The sequence below is a fragment of the Acidaminobacter hydrogenoformans DSM 2784 genome (assembly GCF_900103005.1).
GTDB lineage: Bacteria > Bacillota > Clostridia > Peptostreptococcales > Acidaminobacteraceae > Acidaminobacter > Acidaminobacter hydrogenoformans.
Genome location: NZ_FMWL01000003.1, coordinates 255,638 through 277,776, shown reverse-complemented (window position 1 = coordinate 277,776; position 22,139 = coordinate 255,638). Strand labels below are relative to the sequence as shown.

Annotated in this window: 17 protein-coding genes; 10 read left to right on the top strand and 7 right to left on the bottom strand. The window is 48.7% G+C overall.

Translation table 11 applies throughout. The features are described from left to right. Window positions 1–66: 66 nt before the first annotated feature. The 5 genes from BLP63_RS05055 to BLP63_RS05035 all read right to left on the bottom strand — a co-directional run bounded on the left by BLP63_RS05055 (window position 67) and on the right by BLP63_RS05035 (window position 7,270). On the bottom strand, window positions 67–1,425 hold the full coding sequence (locus BLP63_RS05055) for a sigma-54-dependent transcriptional regulator (RefSeq protein ID WP_092589798.1): 1,359 nt from the start codon (window positions 1,423–1,425) through the stop codon (window positions 67–69). 4 nt (window positions 1,426–1,429) lie between these two features. After that, window positions 1,430–3,529, bottom strand: a complete 2,100-nt coding sequence (locus BLP63_RS05050) for an ATP-binding protein (protein ID WP_092589797.1) — start codon at window positions 3,527–3,529, stop codon at window positions 1,430–1,432. Between the two features lie 105 nt (window positions 3,530–3,634). Beyond that, entirely contained in the window at window positions 3,635–5,056 is a 1,422-nt protein-coding gene (gene nhaC / locus BLP63_RS05045) for a Na+/H+ antiporter NhaC (protein ID WP_092589796.1), read from the bottom strand. 239 nt (window positions 5,057–5,295) lie between these two features. Then, window positions 5,296–6,654, bottom strand: coding sequence for a citrate/2-methylcitrate synthase (locus tag BLP63_RS05040; protein ID WP_092589795.1), 1,359 nt, complete (start codon window positions 6,652–6,654; stop codon window positions 5,296–5,298). Window positions 6,655–6,703: 49 nt separating this feature from the next. Continuing rightward, window positions 6,704–7,270, bottom strand: coding sequence for a 3-isopropylmalate dehydratase small subunit (locus tag BLP63_RS05035; RefSeq protein ID WP_092589794.1), 567 nt, complete (start codon window positions 7,268–7,270; stop codon window positions 6,704–6,706). A gap of 577 nt (window positions 7,271–7,847) precedes the next feature. Here BLP63_RS05035 and BLP63_RS05030 point away from each other — a divergent pair. Next, a complete protein-coding gene (locus tag BLP63_RS05030) occupies window positions 7,848–8,759 on the top strand; it encodes an EamA family transporter (RefSeq protein ID WP_092589850.1) in 912 nt (303 codons plus the stop codon). A gap of 106 nt (window positions 8,760–8,865) precedes the next feature. On the opposite strand, the gene pgsA is transcribed toward BLP63_RS05030, so the two are convergent. Next, complete coding sequence (pgsA, locus tag BLP63_RS05025; protein ID WP_092589793.1) at window positions 8,866–9,402, bottom strand: CDP-diacylglycerol--glycerol-3-phosphate 3-phosphatidyltransferase; 537 nt, start codon at window positions 9,400–9,402, stop codon at window positions 8,866–8,868. A gap of 97 nt (window positions 9,403–9,499) precedes the next feature. Next, window positions 9,500–11,122, bottom strand: a complete 1,623-nt coding sequence (locus tag BLP63_RS05020) for a PucR family transcriptional regulator (RefSeq protein WP_092589792.1) — start codon at window positions 11,120–11,122, stop codon at window positions 9,500–9,502. A 503-nt stretch (window positions 11,123–11,625) separates the two neighbouring features. Between BLP63_RS05020 and BLP63_RS05015 the strand changes: the two genes are divergently transcribed. From BLP63_RS05015 to BLP63_RS04975, 9 genes are all read left to right on the top strand, one after another. Continuing rightward, window positions 11,626–12,348, top strand: coding sequence for a DUF5058 family protein (locus tag BLP63_RS05015; protein WP_092589791.1), 723 nt, complete (start codon window positions 11,626–11,628; stop codon window positions 12,346–12,348). Window positions 12,349–12,360: 12 nt separating this feature from the next. Then, window positions 12,361–13,080, top strand: a complete 720-nt coding sequence (locus BLP63_RS05010) for a hypothetical protein (RefSeq protein WP_092589790.1) — start codon at window positions 12,361–12,363, stop codon at window positions 13,078–13,080. A gap of 127 nt (window positions 13,081–13,207) precedes the next feature. Beyond that, entirely contained in the window at window positions 13,208–14,377 is a 1,170-nt protein-coding gene (locus BLP63_RS05005) for an amidohydrolase (RefSeq protein WP_092589789.1), read from the top strand. 229 nt (window positions 14,378–14,606) lie between these two features. Next, window positions 14,607–16,070, top strand: coding sequence for a sodium:solute symporter family protein (locus BLP63_RS05000; protein ID WP_170829295.1), 1,464 nt, complete (start codon window positions 14,607–14,609; stop codon window positions 16,068–16,070). Continuing rightward, complete coding sequence (locus BLP63_RS04995; protein ID WP_092589787.1) at window positions 16,067–17,911, top strand: sensor histidine kinase; 1,845 nt, start codon at window positions 16,067–16,069, stop codon at window positions 17,909–17,911. The genes BLP63_RS05000 and BLP63_RS04995 overlap by 4 nt, the downstream gene beginning before the upstream one ends. Then, complete coding sequence (locus tag BLP63_RS04990) at window positions 17,908–19,302, top strand: sigma-54-dependent transcriptional regulator (protein ID WP_092589786.1); 1,395 nt, start codon at window positions 17,908–17,910, stop codon at window positions 19,300–19,302. The genes BLP63_RS04995 and BLP63_RS04990 overlap by 4 nt, the downstream gene beginning before the upstream one ends. A 211-nt stretch (window positions 19,303–19,513) precedes the next feature. After that, window positions 19,514–20,281, top strand: coding sequence for a LamB/YcsF family protein (locus BLP63_RS04985; protein ID WP_092589785.1), 768 nt, complete (start codon window positions 19,514–19,516; stop codon window positions 20,279–20,281). A gap of 60 nt (window positions 20,282–20,341) precedes the next feature. Further along, window positions 20,342–21,058, top strand: coding sequence for a 5-oxoprolinase subunit PxpB (gene pxpB, locus BLP63_RS04980; RefSeq protein WP_092589784.1), 717 nt, complete (start codon window positions 20,342–20,344; stop codon window positions 21,056–21,058). 2 nt (window positions 21,059–21,060) lie between these two features. Next, a complete protein-coding gene (locus BLP63_RS04975) occupies window positions 21,061–22,134 on the top strand; it encodes a 5-oxoprolinase subunit C family protein (protein ID WP_092589783.1) in 1,074 nt (357 codons plus the stop codon). Window positions 22,135–22,139: the final 5 nt, after the last annotated feature.

Below are 22,139 nucleotides of genomic sequence, written 5' to 3'. Positions count from 1 at the left end.
CCTGAATTGAGATTAATGCGCAATTAAAGTCAAAAAAGACAGAAGCGCTCTGTCTTTTTCTTTGAATCACTTCTGAATCCCATATTCATTCAGCTTGTTGTAAAGCTGCCGGAGGCTAATCTCTAAAATTTCCGCGACATTTGGGAGGTCACCGCTGCAATGTTCAATTACCGCGATAATATGCTGGCGTTCGGCAGTTTGACGAACCTGTCGCAGGGATTGATCGACGGAAGGCCGGTTTAAAACCATTCCAGCAGAAGCTGCTTTCTCAAACAGGCCATGATCTTTTAAAACGCCATCTTCGGAGAGCACCACCAGCCGCTCAACGGTGTTCTTAAGCTCCCTGACGTTGCCCGGAAAGGTGTAGCGGAACAGCTTCTCCTTCAGGCCTTCGTCCACCCTTGTAATCGTCTTTTTTATTTCCCGCTGTGCTTTTTCCAGAAAGTAGTCAAACAGAAGCGGGATGTCCTCGGAGCGTTCCCTTAGGGGGGGTATTTCAATAATGATGGTGCTAATGCGGTAGTACAAGTCCTCTCGAAAGGTCTTCTCCCTGATCCCTTCAAGGAGACTCCGGTTGGTGGCACTTAACAGTCTGAAGTCCGTAGGGATCAGTGTATTGCTGCCAATGCGTGAGATCTCCCGGGTCTCTATAGTCCTTAGCATTTTGATTTGGGTCGAAAGGGGCAGTTCGCCAATTTCGTCAAGAAATAAGGTGCCTTTGTCCGCTGCTTCAAAGCGACCGGTGCGTTGGCTTGTCGATCCGGTAAAGGCACCTTTTTCGTGGCCATAGAGCTCGGATTCCAGCATGCTGTCTGAAAATGCGTAGCTGTTAACCGGAAGGAAGATCTCTTGACACCGGGCGCTGTTTTCGTGTATGAAGCGGGCGAAAACCTCCTTGCCAACGCCGGACTCCCCAAGCAATAAGACGTTGACATCCGTGGCAGCGGCTTTCAGGGCGTGATCCAAAGCCTGCCTGAAAGCGGGGCTGCGACTTTCCAGCATAGCGCTGCCCGTGGACTGTGCCTCATGAAGTGCCGCGTTCTTGCTTTCGAGAAACAGGATTTTTTTAATTTTCTCAAGGGACATCAAAATCTCTTCAGGATCATTGCTCTTGATGTAATAAGAAAAAGCGCCTTGCTTCATGGCTTCCACGGCGGTTTCAATGCTGCCGTAGGCGGTAAGGATTATAACCTCGGTCTGGGGAAAGTCTGATTTGACCTGGTTTAATACCTCAAGGCCAGTCATGCCGTCCATCAAAAGGTCGGTGAGAACGGCGTCAAAATCACGGGCGGATTGAAGGTGGCGAAGACCATCGGCACCACTACTGGCGGTGGTGACGTCATAGCCCTTACGGGTGAGGATCAGCCTCAGCAGCTCGAGAAAATCCGCTTCGTCGTCTATCAGGAGAAGCTTAAGTTTGCGCATGGGATCAGACCTCCTCGGATGTCAACAGGTTGTGGTGTGACGGCACATGGAAGGTGAAGGTGGTGCCAGAGGACGGCGCGTCCTGCTGGGCCGCTGTGCTTTGAACCTGAATTTCGCCGCCGAGGTTCTCGATTTCGGTGTAAACAATATAGAGCCCCAGGCCTGTACCTTGGCCAACGGGCTTGTCCGTGTAGAAGGGCTCGAAAATATTGCCGAGTTTTTCCGGTGCAATACCGGTGCCGGTGTCACTGATGCTGAAGCGCAGGGTTTTGTCGTCGAGAGACGAACGCAGTGTAAGGCCGCCGCCCGCCGGCATGGCATCTATTGCGTTGTGAATCAGGTTTAGAAGCACATGGCGCAGGGCGCTGGGGTTTGAACGGGCGTGGGTCAGACCTTCGTGGCTGTAGTCCGGGCTAATGCTGTGCTCTGACATGGTCTTCCTATAAAAGGAGAGGGTCTCGCTGACGAGGTCGGGCACTGAAAAAGTACTCAGCTCATCTGTGCTGAGCCGCGAATAATTCAGCAGGTTATCTATGATTTTGCCAGCCCTGGCAACAGCCCTGTCTATGGCGGCGGTCGCGGCAAGGGTGTCGCCGTCCGCTTCCTGTGTAGCCCTCAGGAGATAGCTGGAATTGCGTATGGTGCCGAGGGGGTTTCTGAGCTCATGAGCGACGCCGGCAGCCAGTCGGCCAATGGCTTCCATCTTATTGCTGTGTACCAGCTTGTCAGCTTGCAGCTTTTCCAGGGTGATATCTGTGACGAGCATCAGGTAAAGGCCTTTAAGCTCCTGGATTGTGGTCAGCCTGCAATCGAATATTTTGTTGTCTATGACAAACGTGTCCCTGGATTCGAGGGGAACTATGGTGTGACCGTTTGAAACCTCTGTTGAAGCGGTTTTGGAGTGAAGTGTTTTTCCGGTCCCGGTTTCGTTTAATTCGGAGCCTTCGAATACGGACAGAAGCCTGGCAAACGGTTCTCCAAAAGGACTGCGAACCAAAGGATCGCCTTCGGTAAGTCCGGACCACCCCTCGAACTCCTCGTTGACCTTCTTCAAAGTCCCTTGCTCATCTACCAATACAATGCCGGACTGTATGGCGTCAAAGACGCTTTCCAGCTCACCGGTGATGATAGAGAGCTCACGGGTGCGACGGTCCACCAGCGTTTTCAGGTTCAGGTTCCAGAGGTAAATGGCATAAAAAAGCATGCCAAGGGTTCCCAGCAGCGGCAGCCACAAGTGCTTCATTTTTTCATAGGAGCGGCGCTGAACTTCCGCGGTGCCATAGCCCAGCCATTTTTCCTCGATTTTGGTCATTACACCGGATTTTCTCAGCCGAAGAATCGCTTTGTTGAGGACGGGAATCAGCTCACTTTGAGACTTGGGCACCGCAAGGACGGTATAGGCGTTGTAAATCCGCTCCTCCATGACCAGATAACTGCCGGTAGGCTGCAGCTCGTTCAAGATCATACGGATGACCGGCTCGTCTCCGGCCAAGGCTTCCACCTGACCGGACTCCAGGAGCGCCATGGCTTCGTATAGGTGGTCCGTATAGACGAATTCGGGGAAAATCCCTTGCTCCCAAAGCTTATCAATGACGACATCTGCACGTTGTACCGCAACGGAGACGCCGTCAAGGTCCTTCAGTGTCCGCAGGTCATGATTGTTGGTTGGGGACAGGGCCGCGCCGGAAAGTCTGTAAATGGGGTTGGAAAAAGCGAAGTCTGCGGCGCGGGCCTCGGAAGGCACCATGTCAATCAGGTTGGTTTCTTCGTTTTTGAGGGCCTCAATCGCGTCGCTCCACACCATGGCCTTGGTCGCAATATTGGTTTGCAGCTCAATAGCCAAAGCATTGATGATATCTACGGTGAGCCCGAGGTGCTGCTCCGTTTCCTCGTAATACCTGCCCAGTGGAGGGTCGTTGATATTGCCGCCAAAGATTAGAACGCCATAATCGCTCAGGAGTTTTTGCTCCTCTGCTGTGAACGCTCTGGAGTATTCAAAGTAATCAATCAGGTTAAGGTCATAATCAATTTTAACGACTGCATTGATGTAATTGAGGATCAGGAGCAGCGTCGCTGAAAAAATAAAGAGCGCCAGTTTGCGCATGGCACACCTCCGTCCGCTTCGAAATTTCTGGTTCAATATAAAAAACTCCGGGAGAAGGGGGCATAACCCCAACTTCCTCCCAGAGTCAGTATGACGTATTTTACACTATGCTGACAAGTCTTTTTCGATTTCGTCTTTTTCGTCTCTTTCGCTTGGATCGAGCTTCGCGACGGTAACGCCCACAAAGCTGAGAACCAGTACAACCAGCGGCATGGTGTAGTTGAAGATGGCGTAAGGCAGGTATTCCATAGTCGTGACGCCGAGGACACCGAACAGGAAGACGCCGCAGGTGTTCCAAGGAATCAGCGCTGAGGTCAGTGTGCCGGTAGATTCGAGGGCGTTTGAGAGGGTTTTCGGATGAAGCCCCATGTCCTTGTAGGCCTTAGCATACATACGACCTGGTACGACTATGGAGATGTACTGCTCCGGCATAGTCATGTTGGAGCCCAGGCAGGTCGCCTCAGTCAGCGCAATGAGGCCCTGCGGCGTTCTGACACGCTTCAGGAGCTTGTTGACAATAACCTCAAGCTGTCCTGTTTTCTCCATAATCCCGCCAAACATCATGGCAATGATGGTGAGGGAGATGGAGTACATCATGTTGCTGAGACCGCCGGAGGAGAGAAGGTCGTCAATGGAAGCAACACCAGTGTTGGACTCAAAGCCGCTGTAAGCCACGTTGAGGATGTCTCCAAAGCTGGAGCCCTGGAAGATTGGCGCGAGGATCGCACCCAAGATGATGCCTACAAAGATTCCTGGAATTGCCGGCATTTTCTTGGCGATCAGCACGATCACGGCCAGAGGCGGCAGCAGCAAGACCGGAGAAATGGTGAAGGAAGCCGCGAGGCCCTCTCTCATGGCGCTGATGGCGCTCAGATCAACAGAAGCACCGCCGTAACGCATGCCCAGGACAGCAAAGAATATGATGGAAATGGTATACGCTACAAGGGTTGGCTTCAACATAAATTTAATGTGAGTAAAGACATCTGTGCCTGCCATAGCGGGCGCGAGGTTAGTCGTGTCGGACAGCGGTGACATTTTATCTCCAAAGTAAGCGCCGGAGATCACAGCGCCCGCAGCGATTGGTGCCGGGATCCCAAGACCGGTAGAGATACCCATCAGGGCTATGCCGATAGTACCTGCCGTGCCCCAGCTCGTTCCAGTCGCCAGTGAAGTAATGGACGCAATGAACAGGGTCGCCACAAGAAAGATTTTTGGCGACAGGATGCCCAGGCCGTAGTAGATCATGGTAGGTACGACACCGGAAAGGAGCCAGACGCCAATAAGAACGCCTATAATAGCGAGGATGATGATGGCCTGCAGGGCTTGACGGATGCCATCGAACATATACTGCTCTATGTCACTCCATTTGTGTCCAATCCTGAGTGCCATCAGGGCCGCAAAGGCTACGCCAATCAGCATTGGGATATGAGGGTTGGCGCCATAGACGGCGATTCCGACACCCATAGTGGCGATCAAGAGCGCGAAGGTGATGATGGACTCATAAAGATAAGGCATTCTTGCTTTCATTAAAATCCTCCTTTAGTTTCGATGGTTTCATATAAAGCAAGAGTCATGCCAAAATGAAAAATCGCTGAATAAGCGGCTTGTCGGTTTGAAGAAACTTGCAAAATGAAATAAATTTCAAAGTTTTATTGAAATTTATTTCAAAAACAAAGGTTGCCGGCGGGGGACACCTTTTCTGAAAAGTGTCAATCTGCCCCGTCCGGCAACCTTTTACATTCATTCATTTGATTTGTGGCATGTGATTATCTGTTTTTAAGCTTCACATAATCCTGTGGGTCGAGGATATTTTTGTAAGCTGGTCTAATAATTTTGGTGTCGCTGACGATCTGTTCAATGCGGTGAGCGCACCATCCGGCGACTCGGGCTACGGCGAACAGTGGTGTGTAGAGGTCGGCTGGAATATCCAGCATTTCGTAGACAAAGCCTGAATATAGATCCACATTAGCAGAAATAACGGCATTAGGACCCTTAAGCTCAAGGAACAATTCTTTGGTCAAAGCTTCAATATTCGAGAAGAGCTCGTATTCCTTCATAGCGTTCTTTTCCAAGGCGAGCTCGAAAGCTTTTTTCTTGAGGAGTACGGCACGTGGATCAGATAAGGTATAGACGGCATGGCCCATGCCATAGATTAGGCCTTGCTTGTCGAAGGCTTGCTTTGTGATGATTTTGTGCAGGTAGGCTTTGAGTTGGTGCGTATCACTCCAGTCTTCGACGTTTGCCTTGATGTCCGCGACCATGTCGATGACCATTTTGTTGGCGCCGCCGTGCTTTGGACCTTTGAGAGAGCCCACCGCTGTTGCAAGAGCAGAGTAGGTGTCGGTTCCTGTAGAGGACACAACATGAGTCGCGAAGGCGGAATTGTTGCCGCCGCCATGGTCTGCGTGAAGGGTCAGGAGAAGGTCGAGGGTTTCCGCTTCGGTTCTGGAGTAGCGGTTGTCGCTGCGAATCATGTGCAGCACGTTTTCCGCAGTGCCGACACCGCGTCGTGGTGCATGGATAAATAGAGATTTGCCGTCGATGTAATGGGCTTTCGCCTGATAGCCATATGAAATGATGGTTGGAAAACGCGCGATCATCTGAATGCTTTGTCTGAGGACATTTTCAACACTGGTGTTGTCCGGGTCGTCGTCATGGGAGTAGAGCACCAAAACGCTGCGCATCAATTTGTTCATGATGTCTTTGCTTGGGATCTTCAGAATCATGCTTTCGGTATAGCCAGGCGGCAATGCCCTGAAGTCGTCGAGCAATCCGTTGAAGTCCGCGAGCTCGCTTTGGGTTGGCAGTTTTCCAAACAGGAGCAGGAAGACAGATTCTTCAAAGCCCCTTCGCTTTTCCTGCTGAAAGCCTTCCACTAAGTCGCAGATATCTATGCCGCGATAGGACAAGCGCCCTTCATCCGGAATTTTCACGCCATTTTCAAGGCGGTAGCCGTAGACGTCCGCGATCCTGGTCACTCCGACCAACACGCCTGTACCGTTGGCGTTTCTAAGGCCGCGTTTGACCTCGTATTTTTCATAAACTTCACAATCCGTTACGTTGTTGTTGTATGCCATTTCGGCCAAGTGGCCGAAGTATTCTGTGTAATCATTTGCCAGACACATAAGGGCACCCCCGTTCTTTTTATTTTTCGCTCTCTTGTTTACCATTCTGTTAACCGATGGTTACGGTCGTCTCAAAGCCAATCCTGGCTGAGGTTTTATGAAAAGCAGCTTCTGAAGGGAAGGCAGCTTCATAAAATTCTTCTGAAGAGCGGTTGTAGATCATCCAGGCGCCAGGCTTCAGGACGGTCTCCAGATGTTCTAAGTAAAGCGTGTCGTAAAGTGAAATCTTGTCGTAATCTTCAGCATGAACAAATTCAAGAGGCAGGATGCCGGCGTTGATCAATTGTTGCCTGAATAAAGTATTGTAGGATTTCGCGATCACGGCTTTTACGCCTTTACAGTTTTCAGATAATAAAGTATTGGCAGTATCCGTAAAATCACCGTATTGGTTTCCGGCAACCACAATGCTTGTGCGCAGGTAAGACGCGCGCTGGAAGAAATGTGGATCTGAGTTAAAACTATCATCTGAAATCAGACTGACAGTTAAATTTAAGTTCATGTCCAGTTCAGGGGACGACGTCATGGAGTGACGCTGCAGATTTGATTTCGTGCCGGGGAAGTAAGTGCCTTTCAGATTGGAATTGCTGATGGATTTGCAAGGTTTGATATTCATCATTGCAATTGTCACTCCTTTTCGCTTTATTGTATACGATTATACGACCCAGTTATACAAATGTCAACAGTGAAAACAGATAAATATACTGTTTTTATTTCTGTGCAAAATTTCGTTTTGCTCAACAATGAAAAAACGTTATAAACAGCTGGTATTATAGCGGTTAGGATTTTATATAATGTTTTAATCTCTAAACACGGTTGAAAAGTTCGACAATTATTTGAAGTGTGTATGGATATATATACAATATTATCCCGAATAGCGGCTGGTATGAATAATGAAAGTTAAAAATTAATTGAATTCATTTTGAGTAATTTTAAAGAATGGGAAACTATCTTATATCACCTGGGAAAAGCGTAAGATATAGCCACAAAATACGAAGTAGTTGATCCCAGTTACGAGTCAATAAACATTTTGTATAGAAATGGGAAATATGCTACCATTAGTCTGTGGCTTGAATTTGAAGTCTAAGTTCGTAGTCAGAGTCTGTGGTCAGTGTCCATAGGCTGATCCTCTGTCCTGGGCTGTTACATAAGAAAAAAGAACGTTTTGAGATCTAATCATGAAAGCGGGTGAAGCAATGAGCAAACGGGATTCTTTTTTGGCGCTGTTATTAGTCATAGTATGGGGCGCAAATTTCACAGTAATCAAGCTGGGGCTCTCCGGGGTTCCGTCACTGGTCCTTGCGGCGTCCAGATTCTTCATAGTCTCCGCGACGGCCATATTCTTTGTCAGAAAACCACAGATTTCCTGGAAATACATTGTGATCTATGGTTTAACCTTAGGCGTCGGGCAATTTGGCTTGCTGTTTTACGCCATTGAAATTGGGATGCCGGCAGGCGTTGCGTCTGTTGTACTTCAGACGCAGCCTTTTTTTACCTACCTTCTGGCAGCTGTTTTCTTAAAAGAAGCTTTCAAGAGGCAGCAAGTGGTTGGACTAGCCATTATGGCTGTAGGGCTATTGCTCCTCAGTGGTATTTACGGTTCTGGAGATTTGGCGCTGGTACCGGTAGGCGCGCTGATTATGACACTTTTTGCGGCATTCTTTTGGTCCGTTTCCAATATAGTAATTCGCTTTGCGAACAAAGAAGCCGAACGGCAGGGGAAAAAGCTGGATATGCTGGGTCTTGTGGTGTGGTCCAGCCTTGTGCCGCCAATTCCCTTGATGCTCCTTGCGCTGAACGTAAATTCCCCTCAAGAGATTTTAATGGCGCTGACGAACTTAAAGCTGATCTCTGTCTTTTCTGCGTTCTATCTCGCGTTCCTCGCGACCCTTTTTGGCTACGGGGTTTGGACTATGCTGTTTGATAAGTATCCTACCGGGAAAGTCGCGCCCCTGTCACTGCTTGTGCCAGTCACTGGGCTGCTGAGTGCCCGGCTCGTTCTGGGTGAGCAGCTGACCCCGACTCAGTGGCTCGGATGTGCCATTATCCTGGCGGGGCTTCTCATCTCCAATTTTGGGATTCCGGGATTAAAGACCGCAAAAGCTTGAATTTTTCATTAAAAAAAGGCGACAAGCGTTACTGCTCTGAAAAGCAGTGCACTTGTCGCCTTTTTAGATGGCGGCTTTCAAATTAAGTTATGACTTTACAGAAGGCTCAGTGACTCTGCGTCCTGACGTTATGATAATAGTGCTTGGCGTAGGATGTGAAGGCCCAAAGCTTCGAAGCTATCGCAGAAACTAAAAGCGCCATGGTGTACCAGGCTGTGGGCTGAACGATCATAAAAAACACGGCGAGGGTAAATAACAGGGTGGCCAGCTTCCCAAACTTATTTGCAGGAATGACGGACTTCTCTTTTCGGAAATACATAATGAGACCGCCTGCAATCATGAAAAGCTCCTTAATCAGTACAATCGCCATGGCCCACAGCGGCATGATACCATCAACCGTCAGGCAAAGCAGTGCTGTCAGAAGCATCAGCTTGTCCGCCAGAGGATCGAGCACAGTGCCGACAACGGAGATCAAATCATATTTGCGCGCAATGTAGCCATCCAGCAAATCTGTGATTCCGGCGAGAATGAAGACGGCGAGAGCGTAAAAATGTGCATTTTCAATGTTTGAAAAGTAAAGAAAAGCGAAAATAGGCACGAGAAACAGCCTCATGATTGTCAAGATGTTGGGAAGGTGTTTCATGTCGGTCACCTCCTAAGCCTGATTTATATACCTATACCTCAAAACTGAGGGTTTAAGCATTTTCAGCATGGCGTAGGCGCTGAGTCGCGGAAATTATTCAACTTACAAACTTCAGCAGAAGCTCAAGCTTCAGGCGAATGGCAGGATCCTCAAGATCCACCGGGAGCAGGGAGATGACTTCATCTATGCGTTTCCTGACGGTGTTGATATGAAGGAACATTTGCTTGGAGGTCTGACTGAAGTTCATTTTGCATTCCAGATAGACTTTCAGCGTCTCCATGAGCATTTCGGCATCAGGGTGATTTTGGAGCTGGCCAAGATCCCGCTTCATAAGCTCGATTTCGTCCGGTCTGATACTGAGCCATGCCAAAGCGCCGAGGCTGGAATAGGTTTTAAAAAGCTGCTGTGGATCCAGAATCTCTCCAACGCTGAGGGTCTGCAGGCAGCGTTTGTAATTGCGCTCAAGCATGACGACGTCATCTTTGACATCAGAAAGGGCATAATAGAGCCGCGCCCCTTCCAGGTCTGTGGTCAGTCGTTGATTCAATTTTTTGAGACGTGTCCTGAGCTCAGTGATGTAGTGCTGCTCTTCGAGACCTTCTTTGTTAAATAAGAGCATGAGGCAATGATCGTCATTGATGATTGCCGTTCTGCATTCTGTGCTGCTGAACACACCACGGATAGACGTCCTGATCAAATCCCTGTTTTTACTCATAGAAACTTTGCCGATGGTTTCTTTCACGACAAGCGTATAATACTCGAGATCTGGATCGAGTGACAGCTCTTCGGCGTGGGATCTTATTTCCGTTTCATTCGTCAGCTTGCCCGACACCAGAGCGTTGACAAAACTCTCAAAGCCTATGTCACCAATACTCTGCGTCACCAAAATTTGTTCATAGAGCTCCTGAAGGAGTAGGTAGCCTGTTCTGAGGGCAAATTGATCAAAATAGTCAATCAGGCCTGTGGCCTCGAGGACGACAAAATAAGCCTGGACTTTGTTATCTACCTTAATAGGCACGGTAATCCAGCTGTAGGGACTGTCATATTTTGTGTCGAAGATTCTGTAGCGCGCCATTTTTAAATTCTCACACAATATTTCCTTGCTGAAGTTAAACGGCGGATTCCAGAATTCCTCAGGTTGCATGCCCTGAGAAATTTCTTTGAAGCGTTCAGAGCTGTAAAACGCTTTATCGTTTGTCAGGTTATAGAGCATAGCCGGAAAATCCATTTCGGTTTCAACAGCGGAGAGAATTCTGTTGATCTTCCTGACGTGATAGGACAAGTCCGACAAATTATTGAACTGAACCTTTCCTATGTTAAAGTGTTCAATATTTTTATTCATCACTATGACGTTCAAATTATTCATGATATCCATCCAGGAGATGCCCATGGGAATGTTCACCAGAGGAATATCATAGTCGTTGCAGGCCTGTATGAGTTCATCAGGAAACTGATCAATATACCGCCCGAGCTTGATTCCTATGCAGGAGGCTTTGGGGAATTGTCCCGACTGGATGTATTGATCCAATAAATCTGGTTTCTGTTTAAAGACATAGCCTGAGGAAATAATGAACTCTCTGCCTCTGGTCCACCCAAAACCATCAGGAGCGTCTAATACAGCGATACCTTGTACGTGTTTGCTCAGTCCTTTGTGACCGGCGGCGAGTACGAAATCTTTGAAAAAATCTTTCTGGAGCATTTCCCCTACTGACAAGCCCACGCTGGATCCCCCCCAATGAGTGATATTTCGTCGCTGATGCTGGAATTTCAAGGTTTATTATATACGTTTCAAGAGGGAATTTCAATTTTAGAAGGTGCCCTATGGCGATAATGCTGCTAAAAAGACAAAAAAAGTGAAAATATTTTCGGATTACACTTTTGAAAAAGAAAAAATGTTCATTTTGAATTTAGCGAATATTAAAACGAAATCTGTTTGCGATGAAAAATAGGTTACAGAATGGTATCCTATTTTCAGAAACTTCAAAATAATCATTCAGGAGGTTTGAAAATGAACTGTTAGGAAATTGTCAGCAGCACTATATCGTGGATCACCGCCGGGCTGGATGTCACACCCGCACTCATTCATTTTCTTTTCAACTAAGAAAACTCACGCATCAGCAAGCATGTAACCAGAACCACGTTAGATCGCCTGATCGATCTGATTATCAGTCACGCTGCACTGTACATATTCTCAAACACTTAATTTTGAACGGAGGTAAATGTATGAAAGAAACATTGTTAATTGCTAATAATCCGGTGATGTGGATTTTAGCTCTGATTATTATTGCCAACGTTATCGTTCAATCCTTTATTTTTTATCGAATAGCGAATAAGCACGTGAAAGAAACATCCTTAATAAGTTCAAAGCAGGTCAAGGAAGCTTTTAAAATTGGGTTCATAGGAACCATCGGCCCAGCCTTTGCGGTATTCGCCGTAGCGGTGGCGCTGATTGCACAAATTGGCGGTCCGTTGACTTTAGCCAGGGTTGGCATCATTGGATCTGCTGCTTTTGAAATGATTGCTGCTCAGATCGGCAGCGGTGGCACGGCAGGCACACCAGATTTTGCACCCAAAATGCTTTCAGCTGCTGCATGGGTTATGACATTAGGTGGCGCTGGATGGTTGGTTGTCGTCTTGTTTGCAACGAAGCATATTGACAAGCTTCAAGAAACGGTTAAAAAAGCTAATCCACTGACCATTGGCTACATGTCTCTCTTTGCCCCGTTTATCATATTCTTTTCCCTGGCTTATAAAGAAGTCATCAATAAAGGTGTTTTAGCGAAAGAACTCACTATTGCACCTTTGGCCGCATTGATCGCTGGTGGCTTATCCGTTGTAATTGTCAATAAAATTGTCGCAAAAGACAGCTCAAAAAAATGGCTTAAAGATTGGGCAATGGGCTTTGCGGTTGTTGCTGCTATGGTCGTAGGCACCATCTTAAGATAGGGGGTAAACAATATGTCAAACAATAAAAATGTAAATCCATTTCATAAATCCATTCACTTTTGGGGTCAGCTCACTATTGCGATTGCGTTGCTTTGTACCCTGACGATTCCACTCTATCTGACCTTTGTATTGGGTTATCGTCCAAATTCTTCTGATATAATCAGCGGCCTGATCTCCATAGCGGGCTTTGTTGGGATCGTCTGGTTTATTGAACCTATTTCATACTTCCCAACCTTGGGGCCGGCTGGAACCTATATGTCATTCCTCTCAGGCAATATTGGCAACATGCGTCTGCCCGTCATTGTAGGGACTCAGGATGCATTGGGACTGACCCCGGGATCAGAAGAGGCAGAGGTTGCTGGAATATTTGCCCTCATTTCCTCCACGTTCACTAATTTGGCTGTTTTGGCTGTTGTGCTTGTTGCCGGTCAGGTTATAGTCAATGTTTTACCAAGTGCAATATTGTCCTCGTTTAACTTTGCCTTACCGGGAATATTGGGTGCAATGCTCGTTATGATGGGCTCTAAGATAAAAGTGCCTAACCTGGTTGCATTAGTAGCAATTGGCGTTGCTTCAATGGTTTTCATACGCTTTGTACCTAAGTTTCTGCCAGCTAGTATCGCCACACCAATATCACTCGCGGATACAGGGATCATTGCAGTACTTGGCATTCTTTACTCCATCCTTTCAGCCAAAAAAGATCATACTACTGAATCAGCCGCAAAAGCATAGATTGTTATTGAGTGCATAGAACAAGTTACCGAACTAATAAAGTACCTAAAAAAACTACATCTTTGACGAGATGGTGCCGCGGGCTTCAAAGCTGAAGTCCCGCGGCGTACATTCGAAGGAGGACATTATGTCAGAAATGTTAAAGAAAGCACAGGAAATTGAGTCTTATGTCATTGAGCTGCGCCGTTATTTTCACGAAAATCCTGAGCTGAGCAGCATGGAGTTTAAAACACAAGCGAAAATAATGGAGGAGCTCGATGCGCTCGGGATCCCTTATGAAAAATCCGGAAGCACCTCGCTGATCGCACGTCTTAATGCAGACAAGGCAGGTAAAACTGTTGCGCTGCGCGCTGACATTGATGCGCTTCCGATTATAGAGCAGAGCGGTGTGCCGTTCTCATCCAAAAATAAAGGCGTGATGCACGCCTGCGGTCATGATGCCCACGCAGCGATGTTGTTAGGCGCTGCGAAAATTCTTTCTGAAATGAAAGACGAGCTTCCTGGCGAAGTCAGATTTTTCTTTCAGGAAGCAGAAGAGACGTTTGCAGGCGCTAAGAAGATTATTGCAGATGGTGGTATGGACGGCGTAGACGCAGTGTTTGGCATGCATGGCATGCCGTTTATGGAAACGGGCTATTACGATTTGACGCCTGGCTACAGAATGGCAGGCTGTGATACCATCTTTATCAAATTTGAGGGTGTATCCGGACATGGCTCAGCGCCTCACCTCGCGAAAGACACCATACATCCTGCTTGTATGTTCGTTAATGACATTCAAGGCATAATCGCAAAAAATGTGGACTCTCAGGAGCCGGTCGTCGTGTCTGTAGGCAAGTTTATTGGCGGTACTAAAGCAAATATTGTCGCGAAATATACAGAGCTGGATATTTCCATGAGGTACTTCAATCCTGAGGTCAGAAAAACAGTTCACGAAGCACTAAAACGTCATGCCAACGCCATTGCGGAGATGTACGAAGTCAGTGTGGACATTGTCATTGAGGAAAGTGCGGTCAGCCTGTTTAACGACGAGCTGGTCACCAAAATCGCAGCGGAAGCAGGAGAAAAGATTTTTGGAACGGATCGAAATATTGAACTGAAAAAGAATATGGGCTCCGAGGATATGCCTTTCTACTTCCAGAAGGCGCCTGGCGCATTCGCCTTGCTCGGATATAAAAACGAAGCTAAAGGATCGATTTATTTTCCGCATCATGAAAAATTCAATTTGGATGAAGATTTTTTCAAACTCGGCACGGCGCTCCATGCGCAGTTCGCCGTGGATTTCTTAAGCCAGGCCTAAAGTTCATTTGCAATATATTAAGAAGCAGTGGCAAGCCCCCGTTTGCCGCTGCTTCTTTTTCTTGCTTAGATTTGGGTAAAAGTTTCCATTCCCGGTGCGGTTGCTGGGTTCAAATCTCGCTCGCCTGGTTGTTACCGACTTTGAAATTCTTGTAAGTCCCTTGAAAAAACGATACCATATAAGAAAAGGTTTTGTTCACCTTTGTTGTCTTGGGAGGGGGTGCATCAGCGTGAATAAATCAGTGGAATATCTTCTGTATTTTACGTTATATACGGTCTTGCTGCTTTGGTTCGGGAAGAGCGGCATAAAAAAAACGAGGAACCTCAGGGATTTCTTTCTGGCGGGAAACAGCCTGGGCATTTGGGTGTCAGTCTTCACCTTTACAGCCACATGGTTCAGCTCAGCATCCATGCAAGGCCTTACGGGCTCGTTATACGCCTACGGATTGTCCAGTCTGCTGTTCTCCGTTGTGCCCTGGTATATAGGGACTGCGTTTCTGTTTTTTTTGGTTAAAAGGCTTCGCCAGTATGATATTCTTTCACTCCCGGAGTATTTCAGAGTGCGTTATAATAGTTTGGCCCTTCAAAGGCTGGGCGGGATTGTCATTGTGTTTACATTTACGCTCTACATGACTATTCAAATACGTGGATTTGGCGTGGTCATGAGTGAGCTGTTGGATATACACTACACTTTGGCGACGTTCTTAGTGTTTTTATTTATTCTGTATTCTACTTTTGGCGGTCTGTTTTCAGTGGCGCGCACGGATGGGTTGAATTTTTTTCTGATTTGCTTAGGTGTCTTGTTCTCGGCTGTTTTGGTAACGGGAAGATTTGAAGGACTGATAGAGATTCTGGAAAAGGCAGCACACATTGCGACTGTGCCATTTGCTGGCGCCCAGCCGACCGTTGCAGGAGCGCTTATCAAACCTCTTTCTTCAGAGGCGTATCCTCCCCTTATGGTTTTGACAGGATTTTTTGGGTGGGGACTTGGTGTCGCGGCAAATCCCCAATATGCGGTCAGGATACTTGCGGCCAAAGATGACAAGACGGCTTATAAAATGATTGGATATTCCTTTGTTTTCTTGACATTGATCTATTTGGGTTTGATTGTGATCGGTTTCGGGTCAAGGGTAATTCAGCCCACCATTGCAGGCATATCAACTGTTGACGAGGTCTATGCTTACATAATCAATAACACACTTTATACAAAGCTGAGCGGGTTTATTCTGATCAGCATGGCGGCAGCAGCGGTTTCGACGGCGAATTCACAGTTTTTGGTTCTGGCAAGCGGGTTTACCTATGATCTATTTGGGCTTACCGTAGCCTCAAAAGTGGATAATGACCGCTTAATAACTTTGAATCGGATTTTTATTGTGTTTGCTGGTGTCGTTTCCTTGCTGTTGTCCATTAATCCGCCATCCAGTGTTTTAACCTTTGGCGGTTACGTCTATGGCTTATTTGCCGTGGCCTTCCTTCTGCCGCTTTATGGAGGACTTTTCTGGAAGCGTGCAAGTAAGAAAGCGGCGCTTTATTCTGCTTATGGTGGCGTGCTTACCATGGTCATTTTTTCAATATTTGACCGCGGCCTCTATGGTTCTCCGGGACATCTGATTCATCCTGCTTTTCCGGGCATTATTGTGGCGTCCGTCCTGTTTTTTGGGATTGGGCACTTCGGTCGGAGGGATGACCAATGATCAAACTGGATATTGAAAATAAAATTTTGATTCCATTTATGATTCTGATTGCCCTCTCCATTGGGGTGCTGGGACTGATTTCATATTGGAACGGCTATAGGCTTCTTCTGGACCACCAGAGGCAGCAACAGATGATGACCATGATGGAAGTGATGTATCATCTGGAAAGTGTCGAGCTTAAGGATGAGGCGGACAAGCGCGAAGTGGCGGGGTATTTGGCGGGGTACCATCGGCAGGGGCTTTATGTCTTTGATGAGGCTGAGGTTTGGGTGGACCATTTGCCAAAGGGTTCTGGGACCATCACGCCAATGGCAGTGGTGGGGAAGATTAATCGAGACCTCATCAGAGGGTTTTATGAGGACGACGGGCTGATGATCACCTATGCCAGGGATGCGGGATCCGGCTGGACGGTAGCGGTTGCAGGGGAGAAGAAGCTGTTCGCTGGCGAGCTGGTGGATGCCCAGAAGTATTCCATTCTCGTGGCTATTATTTCGCTGATTCTGTCCATGCAGGCAACGATCCTGATTGCGCACCACTTGTCACGGCCGGTGCGATATCTGGCAGAGCAGTGTAATGAGATGTCTGCCGGGGACCTGGAGACGCAGCTGGAAATGGACAGGACGGACGAGATTGGCATGCTGGCGGAGTCCTTTAACCAGATGATTCATAGGCTTCAGGAAAACGCAAGGAAGCTGCTGGAGGCGAAGCAGTTCAACGAGGATGTCCTCAGGAGCCTGACCACGGGGGTTCTGGTGATGGGTCAGGAGGGGACTGTGCTGAATCAAAACGAGGCAGCGGTAAGGCTGCTGGATCCTGCACTGAAGGAGCTGGAGTCGGGCAAGCCCTTCATGGCACTCCTTCGGGCTAAGCTCACAGGGCTTCTGGAGACGCCTGGGCGCTTTGATCAGGTTTATGTGCTGCAGGCGGGACCAAGTGATGACAAGCGTTATTATGCCACCTCTGCGGCCCCGCTGATCAACAGCGGTGGCGACATGACAGGTGCAATTTTCAGCTTTGCTGACATTTCGGAGAGAAAGCGCCTGGAAATGCGGATGGAGCGCGTCAACCGCATGGCATATGTGGGGCAGCTGGCGTCAGGGCTCGCCCACGAAATCAGGAATCCGCTGGCGGGTATGAAGACCAGCATTCAGGTGCTGAAGCGGCGGCTGGTGTGTTCGGAGGACGACCGGAACGGCCCGCTGTTTGACAATGTGGTCCATGAGATCGACCGGATGAACAAGCTGGTTTCAGAGCTTCTGGATTTCGCGAAGCCTCATAAGCCGGATCTGAGAAGGCTCAGTCTCGAACCGGTTATAGAGCGGACGTTATCGTTGGTCGCACCTGCCGCCGAGGCTCGGAGGGTTAGGCTGGTTTTTGAGCCGGTGGGGGCACCTGTTGAGATTATAGCGGACGAAAACCAGACGGAGCAGATTCTTTTAAATGTGATCACCAACGCGATCAATGCCTCCTCTGAAGAGGATACGATTAAACTGCGGGTTATGTCTCACCAGGGTATGGGAATGGATCCCGGCTCAGGTTCGGGGGCTGGGACGGGCACTGGCAAAGTCGAAGTCGAAGTCGCAGACAGCGGCAGAATTGCGGAAAGCGCCAGGGTGTATGTGGTTGTTGAGGATGAGGGGAGCGGGATAGCGGCTTCAGATCTTGAAAGGGTATTCGATCCGTTCTTTACCACCCATGCCACGGGTACAGGACTTGGATTGTCCGTGGTTCAAAAGCTCATGACGGACATGGGCGCCGAGATTGAGCTGATCAGTGAGGCGGGCGTGGGGACCACTGTAACCCTTAATTTCCCTGTGGCTCAGAAGGAGGCTTTAGGATGATTTACAGAGTGTTGGTCATAGACGACGAAAAATCTTTGAGCCATTCCTTATGTGAAGGCTTGGGGGATTTGGGGTATGAAGCACATTCCGCCTCCAGCGCAGCAGAGGCCCTGGAGCAGATGGTGAGCTTTAAGCCCCATATTGCGCTGCTGGATCTGAGGCTGGGAAGTGACAACGGATTGACGCTGCTGCCGGAGCTTAAAAAGCTGGACCCTGATTTGGTGGCGTTCATGATGACGGCATACGGAGACGTCAAGACAGCCGTGGCAGCGATCAAAGCCGGCGCTCATGATTACCTGCACAAACCTTTTGAGTTTGATGAGCTGGATATTTTGATCCAGAAAGGTGTCGAGCATCTGAAGGCTATGAACCGCCTTTCTCTTTATGAGGATGAGACCCTTCACCGCAGTAAATTCATGATTGGTGAAAGCGAAACGCTGAAAGCGGTGCTCCACAGGATCGAGGTCGTTGCGCCCAGTGAGAGGACAACGGTGTTGATACAAGGTGAGACAGGAACCGGCAAAGAGCTTGTAGCAGAGGCGGTTCACAAATTGTCGCCCAGGTCTGCGTTGCCGTTTGTAAAAATCAATTGCGGGGCTATACCCCAAAACCTCATGGAAAGTGAACTCTTCGGTTTTGAGAAGAACGCTTTTACAGGTGCCAATGCCCGTAAGAAAGGACTTCTTGAGCTGGCGGACGGTGGGACAGTTTTTCTGGATGAGATAGGAGAGCTGCCGCTTGAGCTTCAGTCCAAGCTCCTTAGGTTTCTTGAGGACCATAAATTCAAGCGTGTGGGTGGCCTTGAGGATTTGGAGGTGGATGTACGGGTGTTGGCTGCGACCAATAGGGATCTTAAGCAGGCAATTTTAGATAGACTCTTTAGAGAAGATCTATTTTATCGCCTTAACGTTTTTCCAATTCAGCTGCCGCCCCTCAGGGAAAGAGGCGAGGATATTCTGCTTCTCACCCAATTTTTCTTTGAAAACGAAGCTAAAAAAAACAAGAGCAGCGTTCCGGAGCTCTCTGAGGCAGCCAAGCAGAGTTTATTGTCCTATCGCTGGCCTGGCAATGTGCGGGAGTTGAAGAATGTCGTGGAGAGGACTTTGCTTCTATATCCAAAGCAACGCATTGAACCGAATCATTTGCCGCCGGAGATTTCAAAATTGCGCTTCGCGGAGAATCCGGATGGCGGCATAGTGGAGGAGAACGCTGGCGAACAGCTGATGACTAAGCTGCTCAGCGGCAATTTTTCTCTGGAGGAGGAAGTCAAGTCTCTGGAGAACCAGTACATTGAAGTGGCCCTGGCGCTCAGCAACCAGCAAATCTCCAAAGCCGCGGACCTGCTGGGGATTAGCCGGTTTGCGCTTAAAAGAAAACTGGAGAAAGTTTAATGAGGTGGGAGTCAGGTAAAGGGTAAGTGGTGTTGTCGCTGACCTCTATGATGAGCGAAATCGCACAATGTGCGATTTCGCTCTCGCTTTATGTGCGATATCGAACGAATTGGCACAAAATTTAGAAATGTAACTTTTGAGAGCGTTGGAAATTCAGAATTGTTATTTTTGGCATCAAACTTGCTTTAGTATAGTGCAGGAGGTGGCGCAATTGTTTAAAGTAGATTTGAACAGTGATTTAGGTGAAAGCTTTGGCAGCTACACGATTGGTATGGATCATGCAATTATTCCTTTTGTTTCTTCAGTCAATATAGCCTGCGGGTGGCATGCCGGAGATCCTTTGGTCATGGCAAAGACCGTCAAGTCGGCTATTGAAAATGGTACAGCTATAGGTGCGCATCCTGGTTATCCTGATCTGATGGGCTTTGGACGCAGAAACCTGGCGGTGACGCCAGCGGAGGTCAAAGCTTATACCCTTTATCAGCTCGGTGCGCTGCAAGCTTTTGTCAAAGCAGCAAATGGATCTTTGCAGCATCTGAAGCCTCACGGCGCTATGTATAACATGGCGGCAACGGACGCCAAGCTGGCACAGGCCATTGCGGAAGCTGTCTATGAAGCCGCGCCTGAAGTCATTCTTCTGGGACTTGCAAACAGCGAAATGATAACGGCTGGGAAGGCTGTTGGACTTAGGGTTGCTCAGGAAGTTTTTGCTGACCGGGCTTATCAGGCAAATGGCACACTGGTGCCAAGAAGTCAGCCTGGCGCAGTGATTCACGATCCTGATGAAGCGATCGCCCGAGTGGTAACCATGGTGAAGAAGGGCGAGGTTACGGCCATCACAGGCGAAAAGGTCGAGATGAAAGCGGATTCCATCTGTGTTCATGGGGATAACCCGGAGGCTGTCGAGTTTGTCAAGAAAATCAAAGAAACCCTTGAAAAAGAGGGCGTGACTATAACGGCTTTTAAGAATTTTGTGTAACGGCTGCTGCAAATTTATAAGCAGCTATTTAGAAGTTTAAGAAAATGGAGGTGAAGGCTTTTGGATACAGAGCTTCGACTGGCGCCGTCCGGCGATCTCGCACTGGTAGCCAGCTTTGGCAATGAAATTTCAGAAGCGCTGAACACGAAGGTCAGGTCACTGATGCTGGCACTTCAAAAAGTGAACGTTGAGGGCATTGTCGAAATGACGCCTACCTACTGTTCGCTGATGATTCACTATGATCCCCTTCACATTGGGTATGAGGCCCTTTGCGAAAAGGTGAGGAATACCCTTGGCGGCCTTGACGACATAGAGCTTCCTGAGCCTATGATCATTGAAATTCCAACCCTCTACGGCGGTGAATATGGCCCTGACCTGGAATTTGTCGCTAAGCACAATGGACTGACCCCTGAAGAGGTCGTTGAAATCCACGCTTCTAAGAGCTATAGGATCTATATGCTGGGCTTTACGCCAGGCTTCCCATATCTTGGCGGTATGGATGAGCGCATAGCGACCCCGCGTCTCGAGACACCTCGCACGAAAATTGCAGGGGGTTCTGTGGGCATTGCCGGGGCACAAACTGGGATTTACCCTATTGACAGCCCTGGTGGCTGGCAAATTATTGGCCGCACGCCTGTCCCGCTTTACGATCCTCTCAGTGAAGAGCCCATTTTACTTAAGGCGGGCGAATCCATCCGCTTTGTCCCAATTGATCAGGAGACCTATGACCGTATGAGCCGCGAGGCACAGGACAAGGCTCGAGAAGGGAGGGCGTAGGTATGTCTCAAGTACGTAGTATTGAAGTCATCAAGCCTGGCATGCTGACGCTGGTACAGGATCTCGGCCGCTATGGCTATCAGCAGTTTGGGGTACCTGTGGCGGGGGCCATGGACCAGCACGCTGCAGCAGTGGGCAACTTTCTCGTAGGCAACGACAGATCCGCAGCGGTGCTCGAAATGATGATGCTTGGGCCTGAACTGAAGCTGGACTTCGACGGCCACATTGCGCTTACGGGCGCGGATTTGGGGCCTAAGCTCAACGGCGCTCCAGTGGCCATGTGGCAGACCCTGGCCGTTAAAGCAGGAGACGTTTTGAGCTTTGCAGGTCTGAAAGCCGGCCTAAGAGGTTATCTGGCTGTCAGTGGCGGTATTGACACGCCGCTGGTAATGAACAGCCGCTCTACTTATACCAAGGCAGCCCTTGGCGGCTTCGAAGGCCGGGCTCTGAAAGCAGGGGATCAGGTACCTGTTGGGGCTGGGGCTGAGGGCCTTCCGGTACTCGCGATTCCAACGGATAAAATCCCGGTCTATGGCGCAGCGAAAGACATTCGCGTTGTTTTAGGCCCTCAGGATGACGCTTTCACCGAAGCCGGCATCCAGACCTTTCTTGATAACGTTTATACCGTCACCAATGAATGCGACCGGATGGGCTATCGCCTCGACGGTCCTTCCATAGAACACGTTAAGGGCGGCGACATCATTTCTGATGGTATAGCCTTTGGCGCCATTCAGGTCCCGGGTCACGGCAAGCCTATTATCATGATGGCGGACCGTCAAACCACCGGTGGCTACACGAAGATCGCTGGTGTGATCTCCGTGGATTTGCCGCTGCTGGCACAGTCCAAGCCCGGGGATCAAATCCGGTTCAAAAAAGTCACTTTGGAAGAAGCGCATGCGCTCTTGAAAGTCAGGGAGGCGTTCTTTAATGAAATCCCTGAAATGGCAGCGCCAGTGCCGTTTGATACTTCGGGCGCTCAAAGCCCTAAGGCTCAAGAAATCATCAGCACCCGACTCTTCCGCCTCAATGTCGCAGGCGCTGTCTACGACGTGAAGGTTGAAGAGGTCAAAGTCTAAGGGTC